General features: G+C 72.2%; 20 protein-coding genes. 18 read left to right on the forward strand and 2 right to left on the reverse strand.

All coding sequences use genetic code 11. The features are described 5' to 3' along the window. Positions 1–26 precede the first annotated feature (26 nt). Complete coding sequence (locus ACQUQD_RS37070) at positions 27–1,415, reverse strand: MFS transporter (RefSeq protein ID WP_428956593.1); 1,389 nt, start codon at positions 1,413–1,415, stop codon at positions 27–29. 746 nt (positions 1,416–2,161) lie between these two features. Here ACQUQD_RS37070 and ACQUQD_RS37075 point away from each other — a divergent pair. From ACQUQD_RS37075 to ACQUQD_RS37105, 7 genes are all read left to right on the forward strand, one after another. After that, positions 2,162–3,304, forward strand: a complete 1,143-nt coding sequence (locus tag ACQUQD_RS37075) for an ATP-binding protein (protein ID WP_428956594.1) — start codon at positions 2,162–2,164, stop codon at positions 3,302–3,304. Next, positions 3,301–4,146 carry a roadblock/LC7 domain-containing protein gene (locus tag ACQUQD_RS37080; protein ID WP_428956595.1) on the forward strand — a complete coding sequence of 282 codons (846 nt, stop codon included), beginning with the start codon at positions 3,301–3,303 and terminating at the stop codon, positions 4,144–4,146. The genes ACQUQD_RS37075 and ACQUQD_RS37080 overlap by 4 nt, the downstream gene beginning before the upstream one ends. After that, positions 4,139–4,522: a DUF742 domain-containing protein gene (locus ACQUQD_RS37085; protein ID WP_428956596.1), complete on the forward strand. Its 384-nt coding sequence runs from the start codon at positions 4,139–4,141 to the stop codon at positions 4,520–4,522. The genes ACQUQD_RS37080 and ACQUQD_RS37085 overlap by 8 nt, the downstream gene beginning before the upstream one ends. Before the next feature lie 3 nt (positions 4,523–4,525). After that, on the forward strand, positions 4,526–5,086 hold the full coding sequence (locus ACQUQD_RS37090; protein ID WP_428956597.1) for a GTP-binding protein: 561 nt from the start codon (positions 4,526–4,528) through the stop codon (positions 5,084–5,086). 256 nt (positions 5,087–5,342) lie between these two features. Continuing rightward, a complete protein-coding gene (locus ACQUQD_RS37095) occupies positions 5,343–6,731 on the forward strand; it encodes a cytochrome P450 (RefSeq protein WP_428956598.1) in 1,389 nt (462 codons plus the stop codon). Positions 6,732–6,824: 93 nt separating this feature from the next. Then, positions 6,825–8,072 (forward strand): cytochrome P450, encoded by a 1,248-nt coding sequence (locus tag ACQUQD_RS37100; protein ID WP_428956599.1) that lies wholly within the window; start codon positions 6,825–6,827, stop codon positions 8,070–8,072. Continuing rightward, positions 8,069–8,842: an enoyl-CoA hydratase/isomerase family protein gene (locus ACQUQD_RS37105; protein ID WP_428956600.1), complete on the forward strand. Its 774-nt coding sequence runs from the start codon at positions 8,069–8,071 to the stop codon at positions 8,840–8,842. The genes ACQUQD_RS37100 and ACQUQD_RS37105 overlap by 4 nt, the downstream gene beginning before the upstream one ends. 104 nt (positions 8,843–8,946) lie before the next feature. Here ACQUQD_RS37105 and ACQUQD_RS37110 read toward each other — a convergent pair whose 3' ends face one another. Further along, a complete protein-coding gene (locus ACQUQD_RS37110; RefSeq protein WP_428956601.1) occupies positions 8,947–10,464 on the reverse strand; it encodes an alpha/beta fold hydrolase in 1,518 nt (505 codons plus the stop codon). A 216-nt stretch (positions 10,465–10,680) separates the two neighbouring features. Here ACQUQD_RS37110 and ACQUQD_RS37115 point away from each other — a divergent pair, with 216 nt between their 5' ends. The 11 genes from ACQUQD_RS37115 to ACQUQD_RS37165 all read left to right on the forward strand — a co-directional run bounded on the left by ACQUQD_RS37115 (position 10,681) and on the right by ACQUQD_RS37165 (position 24,295). Next, entirely contained in the window at positions 10,681–11,952 is a 1,272-nt protein-coding gene (locus tag ACQUQD_RS37115) for an ATP-grasp domain-containing protein (RefSeq protein ID WP_428956602.1), read from the forward strand. After that, complete coding sequence (locus tag ACQUQD_RS37120; protein WP_428956603.1) at positions 11,949–12,806, forward strand: Rossmann-like domain-containing protein; 858 nt, start codon at positions 11,949–11,951, stop codon at positions 12,804–12,806. Before ACQUQD_RS37115 ends, ACQUQD_RS37120 begins: the two co-directional genes overlap by 4 nt. Next, positions 12,803–13,897, forward strand: a complete 1,095-nt coding sequence (locus tag ACQUQD_RS37125) for a PLP-dependent cysteine synthase family protein (protein ID WP_428956604.1) — start codon at positions 12,803–12,805, stop codon at positions 13,895–13,897. The genes ACQUQD_RS37120 and ACQUQD_RS37125 overlap by 4 nt, the downstream gene beginning before the upstream one ends. Continuing rightward, positions 13,894–14,973 carry a dipeptide epimerase gene (locus ACQUQD_RS37130; RefSeq protein ID WP_428956605.1) on the forward strand — a complete coding sequence of 360 codons (1,080 nt, stop codon included), beginning with the start codon at positions 13,894–13,896 and terminating at the stop codon, positions 14,971–14,973. The genes ACQUQD_RS37125 and ACQUQD_RS37130 overlap by 4 nt, the downstream gene beginning before the upstream one ends. After that, positions 14,957–16,192, forward strand: a complete 1,236-nt coding sequence (locus ACQUQD_RS37135; protein ID WP_428956606.1) for an MFS transporter — start codon at positions 14,957–14,959, stop codon at positions 16,190–16,192. Before ACQUQD_RS37130 ends, ACQUQD_RS37135 begins: the two co-directional genes overlap by 17 nt. Before the next feature lie 17 nt (positions 16,193–16,209). Next, positions 16,210–17,019 carry a class I SAM-dependent methyltransferase gene (locus ACQUQD_RS37140; RefSeq protein ID WP_428956607.1) on the forward strand — a complete coding sequence of 270 codons (810 nt, stop codon included), beginning with the start codon at positions 16,210–16,212 and terminating at the stop codon, positions 17,017–17,019. Positions 17,020–17,056: 37 nt separating this feature from the next. Next, on the forward strand, positions 17,057–18,631 hold the full coding sequence (locus ACQUQD_RS37145; RefSeq protein WP_428956608.1) for an ABC transporter substrate-binding protein: 1,575 nt from the start codon (positions 17,057–17,059) through the stop codon (positions 18,629–18,631). Continuing rightward, positions 18,628–19,581, forward strand: coding sequence for an ABC transporter permease (locus tag ACQUQD_RS37150; RefSeq protein ID WP_428956609.1), 954 nt, complete (start codon positions 18,628–18,630; stop codon positions 19,579–19,581). The genes ACQUQD_RS37145 and ACQUQD_RS37150 overlap by 4 nt, the downstream gene beginning before the upstream one ends. Further along, positions 19,578–20,390, forward strand: a complete 813-nt coding sequence (locus tag ACQUQD_RS37155) for an ABC transporter permease subunit (protein ID WP_428956610.1) — start codon at positions 19,578–19,580, stop codon at positions 20,388–20,390. Before ACQUQD_RS37150 ends, ACQUQD_RS37155 begins: the two co-directional genes overlap by 4 nt. Continuing rightward, positions 20,387–21,931, forward strand: coding sequence for an ABC transporter ATP-binding protein (locus ACQUQD_RS37160; RefSeq protein WP_428956611.1), 1,545 nt, complete (start codon positions 20,387–20,389; stop codon positions 21,929–21,931). Before ACQUQD_RS37155 ends, ACQUQD_RS37160 begins: the two co-directional genes overlap by 4 nt. A 141-nt stretch (positions 21,932–22,072) precedes the next feature. After that, positions 22,073–24,295, forward strand: a complete 2,223-nt coding sequence (locus tag ACQUQD_RS37165) for an NADP-dependent isocitrate dehydrogenase (protein WP_428956612.1) — start codon at positions 22,073–22,075, stop codon at positions 24,293–24,295. The last annotated feature ends 83 nt before the right edge of the window (positions 24,296–24,378 follow it).

Consider the following 24,378-nt stretch of genomic DNA (forward strand, 5'->3'; position numbering starts at 1 on the left):
CGTACGGGGTCGGTGTACCGGGACGGTCAGACGCTGTGGGCATCGGCGCGGCGGTCGGCCGGCGCCTCGCTCGTGGTGTCCTTCGTCTCGATGTCGGCGAGGTCGCGGTGGCGGGTCTCCTTCGCGACACCGACGGCGATCAGGGTCAGCAGCGCCGCGGCGATCACGTACAGGGAGATCGGCGTGGAGCTGTCGAAGTCCGCGAGCAGGGCCGTCGCGATGAGCGGCGCCGGCGCGCCCGCCGCCACGGAGGCGAACTGGGCGCCGATGGAGGCGCCGGAGTAGCGCATCCGCGTGGCGAACATCTCGGAGAAGAAGGCGGCCTGCGGGGCGTACATGGCGCCGTGCAGGACCAGGCCCACGGTCACGGCGAGGATCAGGTTCCCGAAGCTCGCGGTGTCGATGAGGGAGAAGAACGGGAACATCCACAGGCCGACGCCCGCCGCGCCCAGCAGATACACCGGGCGGCGCCCGATCCGGTCCGACAGGGCGCCCCAGGCCGGGATGGTGGCGAAGTGCACGGCGGAGGCGATGAGCACGGCGTTCAGTGCGGTCTGCTTGGAGACCCCGGCCGAGGTCGTGGCGTACACGAGGATGAAGGCGGTGATGACGTAGTAGCTGATGTTCTCGGCCATGCGGGCGCCGATCGCCACGAGGACGTCGCGCCAGTGGTGTCGCAGGACGGCGACGAGCGGCATCTTCTCGACCGTGTCGGCCGCCTCGGCCTTGCGGGCCTCGGCCTGGGCGAGCGCCTCCTTGAAGACCGGCGATTCGTCGACAGAGAGACGAATCCACAGACCGACCATGACGAGCACGCCGGAGAGGAGGAACGGTATGCGCCAGCCCCATGAGGTGAACTGCGCGTCCGAGATCAGGGCCGTGAGGGCCGAGAGCACACCGGTGGCGAGCAGCTGCCCCGCGGGTGCGCCGGTCTGCGGCCACGACGCCCAGAAGCCTCGGCGCTCGGCGTCCCCGTGTTCGGAGACCAGCAGCACCGCGCCGCCCCACTCGCCGCCGAGAGCGAAGCCCTGGACCAGGCGCAGCACGGTCAGCAGCACCGGGGCGGCCGCGCCGACCGTGGCGTAGGTGGGCAGCAGGCCGATCGCGAAGGTGGCGCCGCCCATCATGAGGAGGCTGAGCACCAGGAGCTTCTTGCGTCCGAGGCGGTCGCCGTAGTGCCCGAAGACGAGCGCGCCCAGCGGTCGGGCGGCGAACCCGACGGCGTAGGTCAGGAAGGAGAGCAGGGTGCCGACGAGCGGGTCGGACTCGGGGAAGAACAGCTTGTTGAACACCAGCGCGGCGGCGGAGCCGTACAGAAAGAAGTCGTACCACTCGATGGTGGTGCCGATGAGGCTCGCCGCGACAATGCGCTTGAGGTGTCCGGGCGTTGGCGGAGCGGTTGCTGCGGAGGCCATGTGCACCACTTCCAGGCGGGGAGGGGGACGTCTACGTGCTGGCACAAGGTAGGAACACGCAGGTCAGTGGCACATGTGGTGGGGCACCATACTTTGGCGCCCGGGTGTAGTTGCGCCGCGCTCCGCATCAGGACAGGGGCGTCCGCGGCCCGGGTGGTGCGCGCGAGCGGTGACGCGCGGAGTTCCGGAACGCCGCACGGCCGCAGGGTGCATCTACATGACTGTAGATTTTAGCCAACTTCTGACGTCCGGCTGACCGGAAATCGTCCGCCGGTCAGGCGTGCGCGGCGGCGTCGACATCTCGTGCCCTCTGGCGGTTCGCCAGGTTTTCATCTATGGGCCGGACAGGGGCGGCATCCGCCGGCGGCCCGTCAAGATCCGGACATAGTGCCTGGTGGCGAGGGTGTGCCGCAGGGCCGTCGCCGGGGCCCCGCAAGCGCTGCGCCGCGGGCTTTCCCCCGGGTTCCGGGCCGGACAAGGGGGCGTCTCGGTGCGGGATTTGAGGGGTGATCACGGTGATAGCATCCCGGCATCCGCGATCTTGATCCACTCGTCCCGCGCGCCTCCTTGCGACGTGACCCCTCTTTGTGCAGCGCCTGCCGGGCGCTGCCCCGGGCCGTGTCGCGGGCCCTGACGAACTGCATCTGTCGCTTCCTGCTGGCCATGCGCCGAGAAAGGTTTCCATGACACGAGATGCACTTGTGTGGTGCCTGGTTGCAATAGCGGCAATATCCGTCGCCGCCGTTGTGGCACTCACCGCCCGCAGCAGAGCCCTCGCGGCGAAGAAACAGCAGGCAGAAGCCGAGCTGCGCCAGCAGTTGAGCACTCTGAACAGTCAGCTTCACGTCTCTCGCGTCGAGTTGCAGAGAATCTGGGACGAGCGCGACGGAGCCATCCTGGAGGCGAAGGAAGCCGCCGAGGAGAACACCAAGGCGGTCCTCAAGGGCGCCGCCAGCTTCCTGCAGAGCCTGGCGGCCGAGCAGACCACGCTGCTGGACGGCATTCAGCGGCGGTACGGAGGCCACGCCGTCCTCAGCGACCTCCTGGACGTGAACCACGCCAACGCCCAGATGGCGCGCAAGGCCCAGGGCATCGCCGTGATGTGCGGCGCGCCCCTCGGCCGGCGCAACAGGCCGGCCAGCGTCTACGACGTGGTGCGCAGCGCCCAGGGCCAGATCCGCAACTTCAACCGGGTCGCCATCATGCAGCAGACCGGCCTCGCGCTGAAGGCGTCCGCGGTCGCGCCCGTCGCCCTCGCCGTGGCCGAACTCCTTGACAACGCTGCCAGCTTCTCCCAGCAGGACGCACCGATCGAGGTGACGTTCCAGCGGATCCAGAACAACCTGTGCATCGTCATCGACGACGCCGGCGTCAGCATGAGCGACGAGGACCGGCAGCGGGCGACCGCGCTGCTCTCCGGCGACGACGTCCCCCGCCTGTCGCAGCTCGGCAACCAGCCCAAGTTCGGTTTCCCCGTCATCGGTCTGATCGCCCGTCAGTACGGCTTCAAGGTGGACGTCACCGGAGTCTCCCGGTACGGCGGTGTCCGCGCCGTCGTCCTGCTGCCCGAGGAGCTGTGGACCATGGAGGAGACGCCGCCGCAGGCCGAGAACGCTCCGTCGCCGGCCAAGGAGGCGCCCGTCAGCCCCCTCCGCCAGCCCGAGGCGCGGACCGCCGCCCCGAAGCGCACGGTGCACGGGCTGCCGAAGCGGGGAGCGCGCCAGTCGCCGGTCGCGAGCGTGCCCGACGCCGTGGCCCCCCGGCCCGCCTCCCCGGCCGCCGAGGACGTGCCGCGCACCTCGGGCCGCAGCCTGGGTGCCTTCCAGCGGGGAACGATGTCGGGCCGCAACCTCGACACAGCGTCGGCCGAAGGGTCCGAAGACGAATGACCGCAGACCTGTCCTGGATGCTCGAGGACATCGTGCAGAACGTCCCCCGGGCACGGCACGCCGTCCTGCTGTCCGCCGACGGCCTTCCCCGCGGCTCCACGGAGGGGCTGGACCCGAAGGACGTGGGCACCATCTCCGCCGCCATGGCCGGCATGCAGTCCCTCAGCCGGGCCACCGCCCACTTCGCCGGTACGGCGAAGGACGGGCAGTGGAGCCAGACGGTCATCGAGTTCTCGCACGGCTGGATCTTCCTGATCGGGGCCGGTCAGGGCGCCTACCTCGCCGCGGCCGCCGAGCCCGACGTGGACATGCAGCAGATCTCCTTCCGTATGCACCGGCTGGTGGCCCGGCTGGGCAACAACCTCACGTCGGCGCCCAGGGTCCAGGCGGACGAGGCCGCGGCGGGAGGCACCGCCGAGGCGGCCCGCCACGAGGCCACGGGCGGATCCGGTTTCGTGCTGCCCGACCTGGACCGGGTGATCGCCGGCGTGCGAGGCGCCCGGCACGCCGTGCTCCTGGGCGGTGACGGACTGCCGCGCGGGGCGACCGCGGGGATGACCCGGGACCTGGCGGACACCATCTCCGCCGCGATGACCGGCATCCACGCCTACAGCAGGGTGACGGCACAGTTCGCGGGTGCCGTCGAGGACGCCTCGTGGCGGCAGACGGTCATCGAGTTCTCGCACGGCTGGATCTTCCTGATCGCCGCCGGCGACGGGGCTTTCCTGGCCGCGGCCGCCGAACACGACTGCGACATCGAGGAGTTCACCACCCGGCTGCACGAGGTGGTGCCCGAACTTGCCGCGCGGTCCCCGCGCGGAGGGGGAGCCGGCGATGTCTGAAGACCCGGATGAGGGGCTGGAGCTGACCTCCCCGTTAGTGCCGCTCTTCGTGATCACGAACGGGCGTGCCCTGCCCCCGGACCACCAGTACGAACACACCGCCCTGGTGACGGCCGCCCGCGACGCCGAGGCAGCCGTGCGCGCCCTGTCACCGGAAGCGCGCACGGTCGTCGACCTGGTCGCCGACGGATTCCTGTCCGTGGCCGAAGTGGCCGGGCACACCCACCTGCCGCTGGGCATCGTGCGCATCCTGCTGGCGCAGTTGGAGGAGAGCGGCCTGATCCTTGTCAGAAAACCCATCCCGCGCGCCGAACGGGTCGACAGGGAACTGGTCAGCGCCGTGCTCGACGGCCTGAAGAACCGATTCGGAGCGTGACTCTTGTACCTGGATCCAGACGTCTCCCATGCGGTGAAGATCCTCATAGTGGGGCACTTCGGGGTCGGGAAGACCACCTGCATCGGCAGTCTCTCCGAGATCGAGCCGCTGCGGACCGAGGAGGAGATCACCGAGGCCAGCGTCGGCTTCGACGACCTCTCCGGCACGCCGGACAAGACGACCACGACCGTGGCCATGGACTTCGGCCGCCTCAGCCTCAGTGACACCCTCGTTCTCTACCTGTTCGGCACGCCCGGCCAGGAGCGCTTCAAGGAGATGTGGGAAGAGCTGTCGCGCGGCGCGCTGGGCGCACTGGTCCTCGTCGACCCCGAGCGCCTGGACGAGTCGTTCCCCGTGCTGGACCTCGTGGAACGGTTCGGCCTGACGTACGCGATCGGTGTCAATCACTTCGACGGCACCGTCGACTACCCGCTCGACGAGATCCACGAGGCGCTGAACCTCTCGCCGGAGACCCCGGTCATCCGATGCGACGTACGCGACGAGCAGTCCGCGGCGCAGGCGCTCATCACCCTCGTGAAGCACCTCATGTCCCTGCTCGCCTAGGCCTGTCCGGCGGATCCGGTCGCGGGCGCGGGGCCCGGCACGCGCCGCATCCGCTGCGTCGTCCTCGGTCACCCTCGCTCCGCGACGCCTCGGTCGTCCGCCGTGCAGCCGCGCTCGGCATCCGAAGAACTCGGCGAAGAGCCGAGGCGGAGAGAGCGAAGCGAACGCGGCGCGCCAGACCCCGCTCACCAGCACCGACAAGTGACCGCCACCCACACGCGGCCTGATCCGCCGGACAGGCCCTAGGAGCCCAGGAATGCACCAGCCGTCACAGACCTCGCACATACCGCCGGGCTGCCCCGCCCACGAGAACCTCGCCCTCTACGGTCCCTCGTTCGGCGCCGACCCCGACGGTCACTACGCGCACCTGCGCGCCGCCGGCCCCAGCGCGCCCGTGGACATCGCCCCCGACGTCCAGGTCGAGCTGGTCACCAGCTACGACGCGGCCCTGCACATCCTGCACAACCCCGCGTCCTTCGTGCGCGACTCCCGGCGCTGGAACGCGCTGAACGAGGGGCGCGTCCCGGCCGACAGCCCGGCCCTGCCGATGATGGGCTACCGCCCGAACGCGCTCTTCAGCGACGGCGCGGCCCACGCCCGGCTGCGCCAGGTCGTGACCGACAGCCTCGCCACGGTCGACGAACGCCAGCTCGTCCGCCTGACGCAGCAGTCCGCCGACTACCTGATCAGCAGCTTCAGTTCCGAGCCCGGCGGCCAGGCGGACCTGATGTCGGCCTACGCCCAGCCGCTGCCGCTGCTGATCTTCAGCCATCTGTTCGGCTGCCCGCCCGAGATCGGCGACCGCGTGATCGCCGGGATCAGCGGGATCTTCGAGGGCACACCCGGCGCCGACGAGGTCCTGGGTGCCGCGCTCGCCGAGCTGATCGCCCTCAAGCACCGCCGTCCGGGCCCGGACCTGACGACCCGTCTGATGCAGCACCCGGCCGGGCTGAGCGACGAGGAGGTGCTGCACCAGCTCGTGACCCTGCTGTCCGGCGGAACGGCACCCCTCGCGGCCACCATCGGCACGAGCAGCGCGCTGTACCTGGACGAGCAGTGGCAGGCCGGCCTGCCGGTGGAGGGCGCCGTCTCCCAGACCCTGTGGAACTACGCGCCGATCGCCAACTACGCGGCTCACTACCCGACTCACGACGTCGAACTGGGCGGCCGGGTCATCCGGGCCAACGATCCGGTGCTGATCTCCTTCGCCGCGGCCAACACCGACCCCAAGCTGAGCGTCCACCGTGAGCAGCTCAGCGCGAAGGCGCACCTGGGCTTCGGAGCGGGGCCGCACGGCTGCCCCGCCAAGGACCCGGCGTTCATGATCGCGGTCACTGCCGTCGAGTCTCTGCTCAAGCGTCTCCCGGACGTCGAGCTGAGCCGGCCGTTCGCGGCCCTCGCGTGGGTGCCCTCGCCGTGGAGCCGCTCGTTGGTGACGCTCCCCGTCCGTTTCACTTCGCGAACGATTCCCTTTGCCGCAACCGACTTCAGTCAGCCGCAGACAGGTTCCGCTTCTCAGCCGGCGGCCGTTCCCGCGGACGCCCTGCTGGCGAGAAATGCCCAGGTCGAGGCCGGTTCCGCTGCTTCGAGGCAGCGCAAAGGGGGCCTGTTCAGCCGATTCCTGGCATGGACGAGAGGCGAGTGATCAAAGTAACCCTGTGAGGACAGTGGGTTATTGGATGCTTCAACGATCTTGTGGGTATCCATGGCGGCTGATGCTCAGAAAGGAGCCGTCGCCATGGGAGCTGTCTCCACCCAGCCCTACGACCGTCGTGCCGCCGTATCCCTGTTCTCTCGACTGCGAACCGCCAAGGGGCAGGCCGACCCCTTCCCCGTCTACGCCGAACTCGCAGCAAGGGGCGAGGTCAGTCCCGCCCCTTGGGGCGGCTCCCTCGTCACCGGCTTCGACACCTGTGACCAGGTCCTGCGAAGTCGCGAGTGGCTCGAACCCGACGCGCGCTGGCGAGAACGGCAGGGGGCGGGCACGCGCTGGAACGCGCCTTCCTCACGGGAGATGGGCAACACCCTGCCCGCGCTCAACCCCCCGGACCACACGCGGGTACGCCGGGCCGCCGGCGGCTTCGACCGCACCACCATCCAGGACCTCGGCCGGACGGTCGAGCAGGTGACCGACCGGCTGCTCGACGGGTTGGTCGAGCAACTACGGGAGGGCGAAGCCGACTTCGCCGCCCTGGTCAGCGAGGAACTGCCCGTCGCGACCGTCGGGCACTGGCTCGGACTGCCCGCCGCGGACTGGCCGCGCCTGCGCACCCTGACCCACGAGCAGGTCTTCACCCAGGAATTACTGCCCTCCGCCACCCAGCTGGCCAGATCGGACGCCGCCACCGCCGAACTGCGCTCCTACTTCGTCGATCTGGTCCGCAACCGGCGCGCCCGCCCTGGCGACGACCCCGTCTCCCGATGGATACAGGCCTGGGACGCCATCGAGCCGGACCGTGCCGAGGCCGACGAGCAGGTCTATCTGCTGGCCCTGTTCGTCGTGCTGGCGGCTCTGGAGACCACCTCGACCCTGTTGACAACGATGGCACTCCGGCTCGTCGAGCACCGGGAGCGGTGGAACCTCATCACCACCTGCCCCGATCTCGTGCCCGCATTCGTCGAGGAGTCGCTGCGCCACGACCCGCCCACCCATGTGATCAGCCGGGTCGCCTCCCGGGACACGATCCTGGGCGGGGTCGAGATCCGGCGGGACGAGATGGTGCACCTCATGGTGGCGGCGGCGCACCGCGATCCGGCCAGGCACAGCGACCCCGACCGCTTCGACCCCCTGCGCAAACCCGCCCACCTGGCCTTCAGCGGAGGCATCCACTACTGCCTCGGCGCCCCGCTGGCCCGGCTGGAGGCCCAGACACTTCTCCGCCGCCTGACCCAGCGCCTTCCCCGTCTCACCCTGGTCCGCCCGCCGGCCTGGGCGCCCCGCGTGGCGTTCCGGCGCCCCATGAACTTGGACGTTACCTTCGCATGACTGAGCAGGATCGTTTCCTCACCGTGCCGTCCCGCAAGGCGATACTCGTCGAGCAGGACGGCCCGGTGCTCCACCTCCGCCTCAACCCCACGGGGCAGGACGACACATTGAGCGTCGCCGTCCTCGATGACCTCATCGCGGTACTGGACGATCTCCACGAACGGCCCGACATCCGCATCCTCGTGCTGTCCTCGATGGGCGAGGACTTCTGCCTGGGGGCCGACCGCACCGAGTTCCAGGCGGCCATGGAGCAGGACCCGACCGGCGCCGCCCTGCGCCGCATCGTGGACAAGGCCCACCGCCTGTGCCAGGCGATCGAGAACACCCACGTCATCACCATCGCCCAACTCCACGGCAGGGTCATCGGAGCCGGCCTCGCGCTGGCCTCGTACTGCGATCTGCGCGCCGGCGCGGACACCTGCCGGTTCCGCATGCCGGAGGTGGGCGTCGGCCTGCCCCCGGCCTGGGGCGGCGCCATGGGCCGACTGATCTCCGAGGCCGGAGCCGCCAGGATCCGCGAACTCATGCTCACCTGCGACACCTTCGACGCCACCACCGCGCACCGGATCTCGCTCCTGCACAAGGTGACCCCTCCCGACGAACTGGAGCGCGCCGTCGCCGCGTGGACCAGACCGCTCGGCAGACGCTCGCCCGAAGCCCTGGTCATGACCAAGCGCATGCTGGCCGGGTACTCCCGGGCCGATCGCACCGCCGACATCACGCTGCTCGACTCCCACCTTCTCGCCGCACAGGTGGTCCGCGCCCGCTGACCCCGATTCCCCATCCGACGCACCGCCGCGCAGCACCCCGGGTCGTACCGGGGTGCTGCGCGGCGGCGTGAGGCGGACCGGTCCGCCTCATGCCGGGTGAGCGGTCAGGCGGCGGGCAGCCCGGGGCCGGTGCAGTGCAGGTCCGGCGTCGCGGGGAGCGTCCCGTCGTCGAGGTAGGCGGCCACCGCACGGTCCACGCAGGCATTGCCGCGACTGGCGAACACGCCGTGGGAGTAGTCGGCGTCGAGCGTGATCAACCGCGAGCCGGGAAGGGTGCGGGCCAGCGCGCGGGCGCCGGCGAGGGGCGTGACCGGATCGTGCGCGGAGTTGACCAGCAGGACCGGCGGTGCGTCCGGGGAGCCGAGCGCCGTCCGGTGGGCGGGGCGGTGGTGCCAGTACGCGCAGGCCGACGCCTCCACACCGGTCAGGACGGGCTGAGAGTCCAGGGTGCGGAGCGCGCGCAGGTCAGCGAGGACCTCCCGGGGTGCGGGGCCGGGCCCGTCCGCGCACTTCACGATGCGGTTGGCGGCCTCGTAGTTGCGGGAGTCGGGGCCGTCGAAGGGTGCTGCCGGGCGCAGGCCGTCGACGCCGCCCCCTTCCGAATAGGCGTGCAGCGCTTCGGCGAGGGGTGCCCAGCGTTCCGTGCGGCCCAGGGCGCGGTACACGGCGCGGTCGAACTCTGCGGGCCCGAAGCCGCTCACCGGATCGGCCTCGACGCCCCGGCGCACCCGTAGGTACGAGGCACGCACGGCCCGGGCGTCGGTGCCGAGCGCGAAGCGGTCCGCGTGGGCGGCTGCCCAGGCGAAGAAGGTGTCGCGCTGGGTGAGCAGGGCGCGGCTCTGCCGCAGGTCGAAGGCGTACCAGTCCTCGGGGCCGACCACACTGTCGAGCACCATGTGCCGTACCCGCTGCGGGAACAGCGCCGTGTACGCGGCACCGAGGTAACTCCCGTAGGAGACACCGAGAAAGCTCAGGCGGCGTTCCCCGAGCGCCGCGCGTATCGCATCCATGTCGCGCGCCGTCTGCTCGGTCGAGAAGTACGGCAGGGCGTCGGACGCGTCGGCCGCGCAGTCGTCGGCGAGCGTCCGCAGGCTGCCCAGATGGCGTTGTTCGGCCGCCGTGCCGCGGGGGACCGGATCGTCCCCCGGGCTGTCGAACAGTCCGCCCATCCGTCCGCACGAGACAGGCGAACTGAGCCCGACGCCGCGCGGATCGAAGCCGATGACGTCGTACGAACGGCGCACCGACTCGGGCAGTTTGGCCCGCTTCGTGACCGCATAGGAGAGTCCGGAGCCGCCCGGACCGCCCGGATTGACCAGAAGAATCCCACGGCGCTCCGCCGGTGTGCCGGTGGCCGGGACGCGGGAGACGGCGACGGAGAGGCGGGGGCCGTCGGGGCGGTGCCGGTCGAGCGGGACGTCGAGAGTGGCGCACTCGACGCGGGCCGGGGCGGCGGGGGCCGGCACGGAGTCCGGGCAGGCGCCGAACTCCAGGGCGGCGGCGGGCTCGGCCTGGGCCGCGGACGGCGCGGGCCCCAGGAGCGCCGCGGCCAGGAGCGGCAGGACGGACAGTGATCGGGTTGTGCGGCGGGCGAGGGGCGTCACGGCGTTCAGGGCTCGCATTCGGTGGTCGGGAGGCGGCGTACGCGGGCGGCCGACGGCTGTGCGGTCGGGGCGGCCCGGTGCGACGTGGGCCTGACGATGAACCGTCAGATGACAATGAAAACGATTGTCGATAACGTGTCTCCGGTCAAGTCGGCGACCCCCGCCACCGGGGGTGCGCCGTGCTGCCGTGCCGCCGCGCGTGTGACGTCAACCGCGCGCCATGAAAGGGGAGTTGTGGGACATCTGCTGGTGGTCGAGAGCTGGGTCGGGTCGATGAGCAGGCTGCTGCCCAAGGCGCTGCGCGAAGGGGGACACGAGTTCACGTTCCTCACACGCGACCTGAGTCACTACCTGAGGGCGGCGCCCGAGGGCGTCCGGCATCCCCTGCTCGGGGCCCGCAACGTGATCACGGCCGATACGAACGACATCGACACGCTGCTGCCGGTCGTCGAGCGGCTGCATGCGGCCCTCGCCTTCGACGGCGTGATCAGCTCGTGCGACTACTACCTGCCGACCGTGGCCGCCGTCGCGGCGCGGCTCGGTCTGCCCGGGCCGGGCGCCGACGCGGTCGCGCACGCCTGCCGCAAGGACCTCACCCGGCGGATCCTCGAGGACGCCGGACTGCCCGGGCCGCGGTTCGCGGTCGTGGAGTCCGACGACGAACCCGGCGCGGCGGAGGTCCGGGCGGCTCGCGGCCTGGGATTCCCGCTCGTGGTCAAGCCGGTCGACCTGTGCGCCGGCATGTACGTACGACGCGTGGACGACGAGGCCGAACTCGTCGCGGCCTGCCGGGCGTTGGCCGACTTCCCCGTCAACGCGCGCGGGCAGCACCGCCCGCGCCTCGTCCTCCTGGAGGAGTTGCTCGACGGGCCCGAGGTCAGCGTCGAGACCGTGTCGTCGCGCGGGCGCATCAGCGTCGTCGGGGTGACCGACAAAAGTGTCGCCGGGGCGCCCGCGTTCATCGAGACAGGTCACATGTTCCCCGCGCCGCTCACCCCCACCGAGCGAACGGCCGTCCAGGAAACGACAGTTGCCGCGCTCAAGGCGCTGGAACTCACGGACGGCGTCGTCGCGCACACCGAGATCAAGCTGACCTCCGCGGGGCCCCGCGTCGTCGAGGTCAACCCGCGCCCCGCCGGGAACCGCATCACGGAACTCGTCCGGCACGTCACCGGCGTCGACCTCGCCGCGGCCGCCGTGGACGTGGCGCTCGGCCGCGAACCCGACCTCGCCGTACGTGACACCGGACTGCGCAGCGCCGCCATCGGCTTCCTCGTGCCCGAGGCCGACGGCACGCTCACCGCCGTCGGTGACGACGAACAACTCCTGCAGGAGGACGACGTGTTGGAAGTTCTGCTCCCCGAACCCGGGCGCGCGGTCAGCGCAGCGGGCAGCAACAACGAGTACCTCGGACACGTCATGGCCGGCGATCCGGCAGGCCCCGGGGCGCGCGAGCGGGTCGAAGCACTGCTGGCAGACGTACGGGACCGGATGGTGATCCGGTGACCACCACGACACGGACGGCACCGGCCACGTACGACCAACTCGTCGACGAGGTGCGCGCGGGCGCCTGGGGGCCCGATCCGGCCACCCTGCGCATCTCGGTCGCCTTCGGCACGCGTCAGGCGGTCCGGCACGAGGGCCGGGGCGCCGGCTATCGCAACGAGGTGCTCAGCCTGCGCCTCGCCGAGGCCGTCGGGTCCTGTGCCGTCGAGCCCGGCGCCCTGCCCGACGCGGCGATCGACGACTGTGTGGGCGCCGACGTGGCCACCTTGCTCGCGCATCCGCTGGCGCCGGTGCGGGTCGCGGCGCTCGACGCGTACCTGATGCACCTGCGACCCCACACCGCGGCCCATGGCGCGCGGACGGTGACGCTCGCGCCCGGCACGTCCCTGGAGAAGTCGCGGGCGCGGGCCGCGGCCGTCGTCGACCTGCTCGACCAGGGAAGGCTCTCGCCGGGCGCGACCGTGCTGGTCGTCGGCGTCGTCAACTCCCTTCTGGAGGAGCTGCGTTCCCGAGGGCTGCGCTGCATCCCCTGCGACCTCAAGGGAGGTACGACCGAATGGGGTGAGCCGATCGTCACCGACGCGGCCGCCGCGCTCGATCACAGCGACGCCGTGATGGCCTCCGGAATGACCCTCGGCAACGGCTCCTTCGACGCCCTGCGCGAGCACGCGGTGCGCGAGGAGAAGCAGCTGGTGATGTTCGCGCAGACCGGAAGCGCCGTGCTGCCGCGCTTCCTCGGGAACGGGGTGAGCGCCGTGTGCGCGGAGCCGTACCCGTTCTTCTGGCTCGACGGCGGGCCCGGCGTCCTCCACCGCTACCGCGCCGCGGCTCCCGAGGGGGTGCGGCGACGATGACGACGGCCGTCCGACCCGGGGCCGTCGCACGGCCCGAACTGCTCGGTCTGCTGGGCCGGACCCCGCTCGCGCGGATCACCGCGGACCTGCCCGGGCCGCACCCCGGATTCTGGGCGAAGCTGGAAGGGCTCGCCGCCGGCGGCATGAAGGCCCGCGCCGCCGTCTCCATGCTGCGAGGCGCCCGGCGCCGCGGCGAGCTGCTGCCCGGAGCGCCCGTCGTCGAGTCGACGTCCGGCACGCTCGGCATTGGCCTCGCCTTCGCGGGGCAGGCGCTCGGGCACCCCGTCGTCCTCGTCGGCGACGCCGAACTGGAGCCCTCCGTAAGGCAGTTGCTGCGCGCGCACGGCGTACGTCTCGAGCTGGTGCGACGGCCCGCGGCGCAGGGCGGCTGGCAGGCGGCCCGCCTCGCCCGGCTGCGCGACCTGCTCTCCGAGCTGCCCGGCGCCTACTGGCCCGACCAGTACAACAACCCCGACAACATCGCCGGATACGCCTCGCTCGCGACCGAACTCACCGAGCGCCTCGACACGTTGGACATCCTGGTGTGCAGCGTCGGCACCGGCGGACACAGCGCCGGGATCGCCGGACCGCTGCGCGAGCGCTTCCCCGCGATGCGACTCATCGGCGTCGACGCCACCGGCTCCACGATCTTCGGCCAGCCCGCCAGGACCCGCCTCATGCGCGGCCTGGGCAGCAGCATCCACCCGCGCAACGTGGCCTACGGCCTGTTCGACGAGGTCCACTGGATCGGCCCTGCCGAAGCCGTGGACAGCTGCCGCCGGCTCGCCCGGTCCAGCTTCGTCACCGGCGGCTGGAGCACCGGCGCCGTCGCGCGTGTCGCGGCATGGGCCGCGCGCACCCACCCCGGCGCCTGCGTCGCCACGGTGTTCCCCGACGGGCCGCACCGTTATCTCGGCAGCGTCTACGACGACGACTTCACGGCACGTCACGGCCTGCGGCCCACCGCCGCCGCGGCCGATCCCGCGGAGATTGCGCACCCCCGTGCCGCCGAGGCCACCGGCTGGACCCGCTGCCGCACGGTGACCGACCCCCTCCGTCCCGACCTCCCCGCCCCGAAAGAGAACCCGTGAAGGCAACCCACCGCACCGCCCGCCTCCACCTGGCCGAGCCCCTGCGGATCTCCCGTTCCACCACCACCGCGCGCGACGCCGCGTGGCTCACCCTCGAACACGACGGGCAAAGAGGCCACGGCGAGGCCGTCAGCAGCGTCTACTACGGCCTCGACATCGACACGCTCCACCGCCACCTCGACCGGGTCGCGCGTGAGGAACTGATCCGTTTCACCAGTCCCGAGAATGCTCTGGAGGCCCTGAAAGAGGGCGAGTTGACGAGGCAGGCGATCCCGCCCGCCGTGACCGCCGCCGTCGAGTCCGCCCTCCTGGACCTCGTCGGCAAGCGGACCGAAAGCCCCGTGCACCGGCTGGTGGGCCTGCCCGCGCCCCGCGTCGCCACCGCCCGCACCCTCGGCATCACGTCACCGCTGCACGCCGCCCGGGAGGCCCGTCGCCTCGCCGCGAACGGGTTCCGGCTCATCAAGCTGAAGGTCGGCAGCGCCGACCCCGAGGACGACATCGAACGCGTCCGAGTCGTCCGGGACGCCGCGCCGCACGCCAGGATCCTCCTCGACCCGAACGGCGCCTGGACCCTGCGCCGAGCCCCCGAACTCCTCGCCCGATACGCCGATCTGGGCGTGGAGGCCGTCGAGCAGCCGGTCGCCCCCGGAGACCCCGACTCGTTCGGCGCGCTCGCCGAGCGGTCCCCGCTGCCGCTGATCGCCGACGAGGACGCCGTCGACCTCGCCGACGCACGCCGCCTCGCCGGACGCGTCCACGGCATCAACGTGAAGCTCGCCAAGTGCGGCGGGGTCCACGCGGCCCTGCGCATCGCCGAACTCACCGACGGCAGCGGCACCGACCTGATGCTCGGCTGCCTCGCCGCCAGCACCCTCGGCCTCGCCCCCGCCGTCCACCTCGCCGCCCGCGCCCGCTGGGCCGACCTCGACGGCCACCTGCTCCTCGCCCACGACCCGTGGACCGGAATCGGCGGAACGGACGGCACCGTGCGGACAACCGGACTGCCCGGCCTGGGAGTCGAGGAGCGACGCGACGTCACGACGGACGGAGGGCGCCATGAAGACGTGGCATGAGATGCGCCGCTTCCCCCTCGCGATCCGCCTCCTCCTCGTCAACCAGCTCGGCGTCAACACCGGCTTCTACCTCCTCATCCCCTACCTGGCCACGCACTTGAGCGAGGACCTCGGACTGTCGGCGGCGGTCGTCGGCATCGTCCTCGGTGTGCGCAACCTCAGCCAGCAGGGCCTGTTCCTCATCGGCGGTTCCGCCGCCGACCGGCTGGGCGCACGCGGCGTCATCATCGCCGGATGCGCACTGCGCACCGTTGGCTTCGCCCTGTTCGCGCTCGGCGACGGACTGCCCGTGCTGCTCGCCGCGTCCGTGCTGAGCGGACTCGCCGGCGCCCTCTTCAACCCGGCGGTGCGGGCGTATCTCGCGCAGGAAGCGGGGGAGCGGAAGGCAGAGGCGTTCGCCCTGTTCAACGTGTTCGCGACGACCGGCGCCCTGGTCGGGCCGCTCCTCGGCAGCGCCCTGCTGCTGGTCGACTTCCGCGCCTCCGCGCTGACCGCCGCCGGGATCTTCGCGGTGCTCACGGCCGCCCAGGCCCTCGTGCTGCCCGCGCGCTCCGTCGCACCGGCCGAGGGCGGCCTCCTCGCCGACTGGCGCGAAGTCGTCGGCAACCGGGCCTTCTTGGCGTTCGCGCTCGCCATGGTCGGCATGTTCACCCTGGAGAACCAGCTGTACCTGCTGCTGCCCGAAGGCGCCCGCCAGGCCACCGGCTGGGACGGCGCAGCCGGGATCGTCTTCCTCGTCGGCACCGTCGCGAACCTCACCCTCCAGATGCGCGTCACCGCGGCGCTCACCTCCCGTGGCGACCGGGCGCGCTGGATCGCCGTGGGGCTGGGCGTCATGGCGCTCGCGTTCGCGCCCCCGATGGCCGCCGCGGGCCGTGGGGCCGGGGCGGCGGCGGCCGCCGCGGTGCTCGCCGGAGCACTGCTGCTGTACGTCGGCGTCATGATCGCGCAGCCGTTCGTCATGGAGCTGATCCCCGGGTTCGGCCGCCCCGAGCTCACCGGCACGTACTTCGGGATCTTCTACGTGGTCTCCGGCATCGCCGCGGCCGTCGGCAACACCGTCGTCGGCCGGGCCATGGACGTCGGCTCCCGCGGCACCGCCTGGCTGCCCTGGGCCTGCTGCCTCCTGTTCGGCCTCGTCTCCGCGGCGGGCGTGGCCTGGCTGCACCGCCTGGGCGCCCTGCCCGGCCGCGAACGCGCGCTGGCGGCCGCGCTGTGAACCACGACCCCCGCCCCATGGACACGACACCGCACCCCCCGCTCCACAGCAACCTGCTGACCGACAACCCGGCCCTCTACGAAGCGCGCTTCCCCGACCCCGAGCGGCGCGCCGGGCGGTGGGCCGAGGACTGTCTGCGACGGTACGACGCCGGAACCAGGGTCCTCGACCTCGGCTGCGGCACCGGTCGCGACGCCGCGTACCTGAGCCGCGCGGGACGTGCCGTCGTCGGGGCCGACCTCTCCGAGCCGATGCTCGCCCACGCCCGCGCCCACCACCCCGGGCCCGAGTACGTCCACGCCGACCTGCGCCGGTTCGACCTGGGGGAGCGGGAGTTCGACGCCGTCGTCTGCCTGGACAGCGCCCTGCTGTACTGCCACACGAACGCGCAGCTCGACACGTTCCTGGACTCCTGTCGCCGGGCCCTGACGCCCGGCGGGCTGCTCCTCGCCGAGATGCGCAACGGCGCCTACTTCCTCGGCCGGACCGACCTCCTCGACACACCGACCGTCGACACCGTCGCCTGGCACGGCGTCACCTACCGCTCCACCACCACGCTCCACCTCGACCGCGACGCCCAACTCCTGCGCCGCACCCGAATATGGACGGCCGACGACGACACCCCGGACCTGCGACAGCGCTCCGCCTGGCGGCTGCTGTTCCCTCAGGAGATCCGACGCGCCCTGACCGCGCACGGATTCGAGGTCCTCGCGCTCTACGACACTCCCGGTCCGCGCACCGAACCCCCGTGGCAGCAAGGTCAGTTGCCCGCCGATCCCGCTTGCGCCGACGGCGACCGGCTGCATCTCGTCGCCCGCCTCGTCTGACGCACCTCCCGCCCACACCACAAGGACGTACTACGCCATGCACGACACCACCCCCTTCCCCGGCCTGCGCCGACGCGGCTTCCTCGCCGCCGCGTCCGGGGCCGCCGCCCTGGCCCTGACCGGCTGTTCGGGCACCGCCACCGGAACCGACGGCGCCGGCACGGGCGGCTCCACGCCCCGGCGCGGCGGACGGTTGCGCGCCGCCTTCGCGGGCGGCGGCGCCGGCGAGACACTCGATCCGCACCTGGCGAACCTGTTCGCCGACGTCGCCCGGGCCAAGGCCCTCTACGACAAACTCGCCGACTACGGCGCGGACCTGTCCGCGCGGCCACGGCTCGCCGAGAAGTGGCAGGCCAACAGGACCCTCGACCACTGGCAGGTCACCCTGCGCAAGGCGACGTTCCACGACGGCCGCCCGGTCACCGCCCGCGACGTGCTCTACAGCTACCGGCGCATAGCCGACCCCGCCGGGGCGTTCCGCGCCAAGGCGTCGCTGGAACCCATCGACCTGAAGGCCAGCCGGGCGACGGGCGAGCGCACGATCACCTTCGTGCTGAAGCGGCCGACAGCCGAATTCCCCAACGTGCTGGCCGCGTTCGGCGCGTACATCGTGCCCGACGGCGCCTCCGACTTCGACCGCAAGCCCGTCGGCTCCGGCCCCTTCCGCCTCGTGTCGTTCGCGCCGGGACGCACCGCCGTGTACCGCCGCAACGACGCCTACTGGGACGGCGCCCCGCACCTCGACGAGCTCGAACTCGTCGTCGCCAACGAGGAGTCGGCGCGCACCAACGCCCTGCTCGGCGGGCAGGTCGAGTACGCGCACGAACTGGACCCCGCCACCGCCCGGGCCCACGAGAACCAGGGCCGCATCGAGATCGTGCGCCTGCGCGGCAGCGCCATGCAGGCGTTCGCGATGAAGACCGACCGCCCGCCGTTCGACGACAGAAGGGTCCGCGAGGCGTTCTTCCTCATCGCCGACCGGCGCGAACTCGTCGACGGCGCGCTCTCCGGCGCCGGCCAGATCGGCAACGACCTGTTCGGCAAGGGCTACGAGTACTACGCCGACGGCCTGCCGCAGCGCACACAGGACCTAGACCGGGCCCGCTCGCTCCTCAGAAAGGCCGGCGCCGACAAACTCCGGGTCACCCTCGACACGTCCGACGTCGCCGCCGGATTCACCGAGGCGGCCGGCATCTTCCGCGACCAGGCGGCCGAGGCGGGCGTCACGATCACCGTGCGGACCGGCAGCAAGGACTCCTACTGGAGCGACATCCTCGACTCCGGCACCCTGTGCTCCTACCGCTCCGGCGCCCTGCCCATCGAGTCCCACATCTCGCAGCGCCTGCTCACCGACTCCACCACCAACGCCACCAAGTGGCAGCACCGGGACTTCGACGCGCTCTACCAGCAGGCCCAGTCGACGCGCGACAAGGATGCACGGGCCGAGGTGTACCGGCGCATGCAGCGCCGCCTGTACGCCGAGGGCGGCTTCCTCGTCTGGGGGTTCGCCGACTGGATCATCGGCACCGCCCGCAACGTCCGGGGCGTCGAGCGCGCGGCACCCGCCAACACCCTCGACTGGGCGCGCTTCGACAAGGTGTGGCTCGCGTGAGCGGACCGCGCTCCTGGCTCGCCCGCCGGCTGCTCCTCGGCGCCGCCCAGACCGTGGCCGTCGTGCTGCTGGTCTTCGTCCTGACCGAGGCGCTGCCGGGCGACGCCGCCGTGGCGCTCGCCGGGGACCAGCCCGACCCCCGCCGGATCGCCGCCATCCGCGACGCCATGGAACTCGACCGGCCCGCCCACGAACGCCTCGCCGCCTGGGCGTGGGACCTGCTGCACGGCGACTTCGGCACCTCGCTCACCTCGGGCCGCCCGGTCCTCTCGTACCTCGTCGGCGGATTCGGCCCCACCCTGCTGCTGGCCGCCGTGACACTCGTCCTGCTGGTCCCGCTCGGCGTAGGCCTCGGCGTGTTCGCCGCGCGGCACGCCGGACGGCTCGCGGACCGGATCGTCAGTACGGTCACCCTCGGCGTGTACGCGGTGCCCGAGTTCGCACTCGGCGTGCTCCTCGTCACCGTGTTCGCGCTGCGCCTGGGCTGGCTGCCGCCGACCGCCGTCGGCTACGGCACGGACCTGCTCGCCCACCCGGCGGCCCTCGTCCTGCCGGTCCTCGTCCTGCTGTCCCGGCCGGTGTGCTCCCTGGCCAGGATCGTGCGCGCCGGGATGATCGACGCGCTCGCCGCGCCCTACTCGGCGCAGGCCCGCCGCTACGGCGTCCCCGGCGCGCGGGTCCGCTACACCCACGCCCTGCCGACGGCGTTCGCCCCGGCGGCGCAGCAACTCGCCCGCACCGCCGACTGGTTGCTGTGCGGTGTCATCGTCGTGGAGGCCCTGTACGTGATCCCCGGACTCGGCACCGTCCTCATGACCGCCGTCGCCGAACGCGACGTGCCCGTGGTGCAGGGCCTCGCCGTCGTCTTCGGCGTCCTCACCGTGCTGCTCAACCTCGGCGCGGACCTGGTCGCGCGCCGGCTCGCGCCGCGGGCGGGGGCGGCGGCATGAGACGCTTCCTGCCCGGGGCGGCCCTCGTCGGCGTCCCGCTCGCCCTCGCCCTGCTGGGGCCGCTGTTCACCGGCGAGCCGGGGCCGCGCGGAGTGTCGTACACCTCTGGCGCCGGGCACCCGCTCGGCACCGACTTCATGGGGCGCGACGTGGTGGCGCAGGTGCTGCACGGCGGCCGGACCGTCGTCGTCGTGGCCCTGGCCGCCACGGTTCTCGCCTACGCGGTGGCGCTGCCGCTCGGCCTCGCCGCGGCGCTGACGGACCACCGCCGCATCGAGGACCTGATGATGCGGCCCCTGGACGTCCTGCTCGCCGTGCCGTCCCTGCTGCTGATCCTGCTCGTCGCCGCGGTGTTCTCGCCCGGCGCGTCCGGACTCGCGCTGCTCATCGCCCTGGTCAACATCCCGGACGCGGCCCGGATCGTCCGTGCCGCCGCGGCCGGTCCCGCGGCCGCGCCGTCCGTGGAGGCGTTGCGCATGCAGGGGGAGACCTGGTGGCGCACGGCCGTCGGCCACGTCGGCCGGACCTGCCTGCGCACCCTCGCGGCCGACGCGGGCATCCGCCTCACCGGAGCCCTGTACCTCGTGGCGACGGCCGCGTTCCTCGGCGTGGGCGTCACGCCCGACGCGGCGGACTGGGCGGTCATGGTCGACCGCAACCGCCCGGGCCTGTCCGTCCAGCCCTGGGCGGTGATCGTCCCGGCGGTACTGATCGTGGCCCTGACGACCGGGACCAACCTGCTGTTCGACGCGGCGCTGGAGGGCGGACGCCCGGCCCGCCGCCGCCCACCGAAAGGACTCCGCCGGTGACCCCGGACACCGCCCTCGCCACCACGCTCCCCGCCGACCACGTCGCCGAGATCCGGGGGCTGCGCGTCCGGATCGGCGGCACCGCGCTCGTCGACGGCATCGACCTGGCCGTCCGCCCGGGCGAGACGGTCGCCCTCGTCGGCACCTCCGGCAGCGGCAAGACCACCACCGGGCTCGCGCTGCTCGGCGAGTTCCCGGACGGGGCCGAGGTCTCCGGGGACGTGTGCGTCGCCGGAGACGGGCCCGTGGGATACGTGCCGCAGGATCCGGCCGCCGTCCTCAACCCGGCCCGCAGCGCCGACGCCCTGCTGCGCGACATCGCCCGCGCCCAGGTGCGCCACCTGCCGTTCCGGGCGCGCCGGGCCGAGACGTCGCGGCGGATACGGCAGGCCGCCGAGGCCGCTCAACTGCCGGAGCCGGCACGTCTGTTGAGGCGATACCCCCATCAGCTCTCCGGCGGGCAGCAGCAGCGCGTCGTGCTGGCCCAGGCGCTGCTGCTCGGGGCCCGCGTCGTCGTCGCGGACGAACCGACCACGGGGCTCGACCCGGTGACCAAGAGCCGCGTCGTCGAGCGCCTCGCCGCCCTCGCCGCGCACGGCGTGGCCGTCGTCCTGCTCAGTCACGACCTCGACGTCGTACGCGGTCTCGCCGACCACGTGCTGGTCCTGCGCGGCGGCCGCGTCGTCGAGTCCGGGCCGCCCGAACGGCTGTGGACCGCGCCCCGCCACCCATGGACCCGCGAACTCCTCGCGCCGCCACCGGAGCGGACCCGACAGGCCCGCCCGGGGCACGCGCCCGTGCTGCGCGTGCGGGACCTCGTCGCCCGGCACCGCGACGGCTCCCGCCCGGCCGTCGACGTCCTGCGGCTGCCCGCGCTCGACGTGCGCGGCGGCGAGTGCCTCGCCGTGCTCGGCCGCTCCGGCAGCGGCAAGACCACCCTCGCCCGCTGCCTCGCCGGACTCCACCGCGACCACGACGGTCGGCTCCTCCTCGACGGCGCCGCCCTGCCGCGCAGCGTGCGCCGCCGTGACCGGGCCCAGCTCGCCTCCGTGCAGTACGTGTTCCAGGACGCCCGCGGATCGTTCGACGCGTTCCGCGACGTCCTCGACCAGGTGGCCCGCACCGCCGTCACCCTGCGCGACGCCACCCCCGCCGCCGCCCGCGAGGAAGCCCTCGGCGTCCTCGCGGAGCTCGGGCTCGAAGCCGGTCTCGTGCGGCGCCGGCCCGGACAGCTCTCGGGCGGCGAGCTCCAGCGCGCCGCCCTGGCCCGCGCGCTGCTGGCCCGGCCCCGCGTCCTGGTCTGCGACGAGGTGACCTCGGGCCTGGACTCCGTCACCCGGCGCGGCCTCCTCGACGTGCTGGCGGGACTGCTGCGCGAAAGGGACGACCTGTCGCTCGTCCTCATCACGCACGACCTCGACACCGCGGCCCTCGCCGACCGGGTCGTCGTCCTGGAGAAGGGCGCACTCGTCGACCAGGGTCCGGCCCCGGCTGTCCTGGAGGCCGGTCCCTTCCGGGACAGGAACGGTCGCGCCACGTGAGGAGCGAAGGCCCGGGCGACCGGCCGCACGATCTTGAGGGGCAGGGCCCTTTCGGAGAAGGGCCGGGTACGAGATATCTTGATGTCGAGCAATTATGAGCAACACTGCAGACGACACGGAAGACGTGGAGCGGAGCACCCGGTGACTGACTCGACCATCATTTACACGCACACAGACGAGGCCCCGGCCCTCGCGACGTATTCTTTCCTGCCGGTCATCGAGGCCTACGCCTCGACCGCCGGTGTGCGCGTGGAGACGCGGGACATCTCCCTGGCCGGGCGCATCATCGCCGTGTTCTCGGAGTACCTGACCGAGGACCAGCGCATCCCGGACGCCCTCGCCGAGCTGGGCGAGCTGGCCAAGACGCCGCAGGCCAACATCATCAAGCTGCCGAACATCTCGGCGTCCATCCCGCAGCTCAAGGCCGCCGTGGCCGAGCTCCAGGAGCAGGGCTACGCGCTCCCCGCGTACCCGGACGAGCCGAAGACCGACGAGGAGCGCGAGATCCGCGCCCGCTACGACAAGGTCAAGGGCTCCGCGGTCAACCCGGTCCTGCGCGAGGGCAACTCCGACCGTCGCGCCCCCGCCTCGGTGAAGAACTACGCCAAGGCCCACCCGCACCGCATGGGTGCGTGGACCGCCGACTCGAAGACCAACGTCGCCACGATGGGCGCCAACGACTTCCGCTCCACCGAGAAGTCCGCCACCATCGCCGCCGACGACGCCCTGCGCATCGAGCTCGTCGCCGACAACGGCACCACCACGGTCCTGCGCGAGTCCGTACCGGTCCTCGCCGGTGAGGTCGTCGACGCCTCCGTCATGCGCGTCGCCGCGCTGCGCGAGTTCCTGACCGCTCAGGTCGCCCGCGCCAAGGAAGAGGGTGTGCTGTTCTCCGCGCACCTGAAGGCCACCATGATGAAGGTCTCCGACCCCATCGTCTTCGGCCACGTCGTGCGCGCCTTCTTCCCGGAGACCTTCGCCCGCTTCGGCGCGGACCTCGCCGCCGCCGGCCTGACCCCGAACGACGGTCTGGGCGGCATCTACAAGGGCCTGGAGTCGCTGGCGAACGGCGCCGACATCAAGGCGTCCTTCGAGGCCGAGCTGGCCGCGGGCCCGGAGCTCGCCATGGTCGACTCGGACCGCGGCATCACCAACCTGCACGTGCCGTCCGACGTCATCATCGACGCCTCCATGCCGGCCATGATCCGCACCTCCGGCCACATGTGGGACAAGGACGGCGCCGAGGCGGACACCCTCGCGGTGATCCCGGACTCCTCCTACGCCGGTGTGTACCAGGCCGTCATCGAGGACTGCCGCGCCCACGGCGCCTACGACCCGTCGACCATGGGCTCCGTCCCGAACGTCGGCCTCATGGCGCAGAAGGCCGAGGAGTACGGCTCCCACGACAAGACCTTCGAGATCCCCACCACCGGCACCGTCCGCCTGGTCAACCAGGCCGGCGACGTCGTCCTGGAGCAGACGGTCTCCGAGGGCGACATCTTCCGCGCCTGCCAGACCAAGGACGCCCCGATCAAGGACTGGGTCAAGCTCGCCGCCACGCGCGCCCGCGCCACCGGCGACCCGGCCGTGTTCTGGCTGGACGCCGAGCGCGCCCACGACGCCCAGCTGATCAAGAAGGTCGAGCAGTACCTGCCGGAGTTCGACACCGAGGGCCTGGACATCCGGATCCTCAACCCGGTCGAGGCCACCAAGCTCTCCGTCGAGCGCATCCGCGAGGGCCTGAACACCATCTCGGTCACCGGCAACGTGCTGCGCGACTACCTGACCGACCTCTTCCCGATCCTGGAGCTGGGCACCAGCGCCAAGATGCTGTCGGTCGTCCCGCTGATGAACGGCGGCGGCCTCTTCGAGACCGGCGCCGGCGGCTCCGCCCCGAAGCACGTCCAGCAGCTGGTCAAGGAGAACTACCTGCGCTGGGACTCGCTCGGTGAGTTCCTCGCCCTGGCCGTCTCCTTCGAGCACCTCGCCACCACCACGGGCAACGCGCACGCGAAGGTCCTCGGCGAGACCCTGGACCGCGCCACCGGCACCTTCCTCAACGAGGACAAGTCGCCGACCCGCCGCGTCGGCGGCATCGACAACCGCGGCAGCCACTTCTACCTGGCCCTGTACTGGGCCCAGGAGCTGGCGCAGCAGACCGACGACGCGGAGCTGGCCAAGGCCTTCGCCGCGCTCGCCGAGACGCTCTCCGCGAACGAGCAGAAGATCGTCGACGAGCTGAACGGCGTGCAGGGCGAGCCGGCCGACATCGGCGGCTACTTCCAGCCCGACCCGGCCAAGGCCGCCTCCGTCATGCGCCCGTCGCAGACGCTGAACGACGCCCTGGCCACGCTCGCCCGATGAGCATCTGATCCCCTGGATCGGCCTCACCGCCCCGGACGGCTCGCCGCCGCCCGGGGCGGTGCCGTATTCGGTGCGCTTTCCCG

Origin of the sequence: Streptomyces sp. cg35, from assembly GCF_050410835.1 — a bacterium.
Classification (GTDB): domain Bacteria; phylum Actinomycetota; class Actinomycetes; order Streptomycetales; family Streptomycetaceae; genus Streptomyces.

What these genes read in the sequence shown, in the direction of transcription:
- ACQUQD_RS37070 (WP_428956593.1), bottom strand. Translation starts at nt 1,415, where the DNA reads ATGGCCTCCGCAGCAACCGCTCCGCCAACGCCCGGACACCTCAAGCGC.
- ACQUQD_RS37080 (WP_428956595.1), top strand. Translation starts at nt 3,301, where the DNA reads ATGACCGCAGACCTGTCCTGGATGCTCGAGGACATCGTGCAGAACGTC.
- ACQUQD_RS37085 (WP_428956596.1), top strand. Translation starts at nt 4,139, where the DNA reads ATGTCTGAAGACCCGGATGAGGGGCTGGAGCTGACCTCCCCGTTAGTG.
- ACQUQD_RS37095 (WP_428956598.1), top strand. Translation starts at nt 5,343, where the DNA reads ATGCACCAGCCGTCACAGACCTCGCACATACCGCCGGGCTGCCCCGCC.
- ACQUQD_RS37100 (WP_428956599.1), top strand. Translation starts at nt 6,825, where the DNA reads ATGGGAGCTGTCTCCACCCAGCCCTACGACCGTCGTGCCGCCGTATCC.
- ACQUQD_RS37105 (WP_428956600.1), top strand. Translation starts at nt 8,069, where the DNA reads ATGACTGAGCAGGATCGTTTCCTCACCGTGCCGTCCCGCAAGGCGATA.
- ACQUQD_RS37110 (WP_428956601.1), bottom strand. Translation starts at nt 10,464, where the DNA reads ATGCGAGCCCTGAACGCCGTGACGCCCCTCGCCCGCCGCACAACCCGA.
- ACQUQD_RS37125 (WP_428956604.1), top strand. Translation starts at nt 12,803, where the DNA reads ATGACGACGGCCGTCCGACCCGGGGCCGTCGCACGGCCCGAACTGCTC.
- ACQUQD_RS37135 (WP_428956606.1), top strand. Translation starts at nt 14,957, where the DNA reads ATGAAGACGTGGCATGAGATGCGCCGCTTCCCCCTCGCGATCCGCCTC.
- ACQUQD_RS37140 (WP_428956607.1), top strand. Translation starts at nt 16,210, where the DNA reads ATGGACACGACACCGCACCCCCCGCTCCACAGCAACCTGCTGACCGAC.
- ACQUQD_RS37145 (WP_428956608.1), top strand. Translation starts at nt 17,057, where the DNA reads ATGCACGACACCACCCCCTTCCCCGGCCTGCGCCGACGCGGCTTCCTC.
- ACQUQD_RS37155 (WP_428956610.1), top strand. Translation starts at nt 19,578, where the DNA reads ATGAGACGCTTCCTGCCCGGGGCGGCCCTCGTCGGCGTCCCGCTCGCC.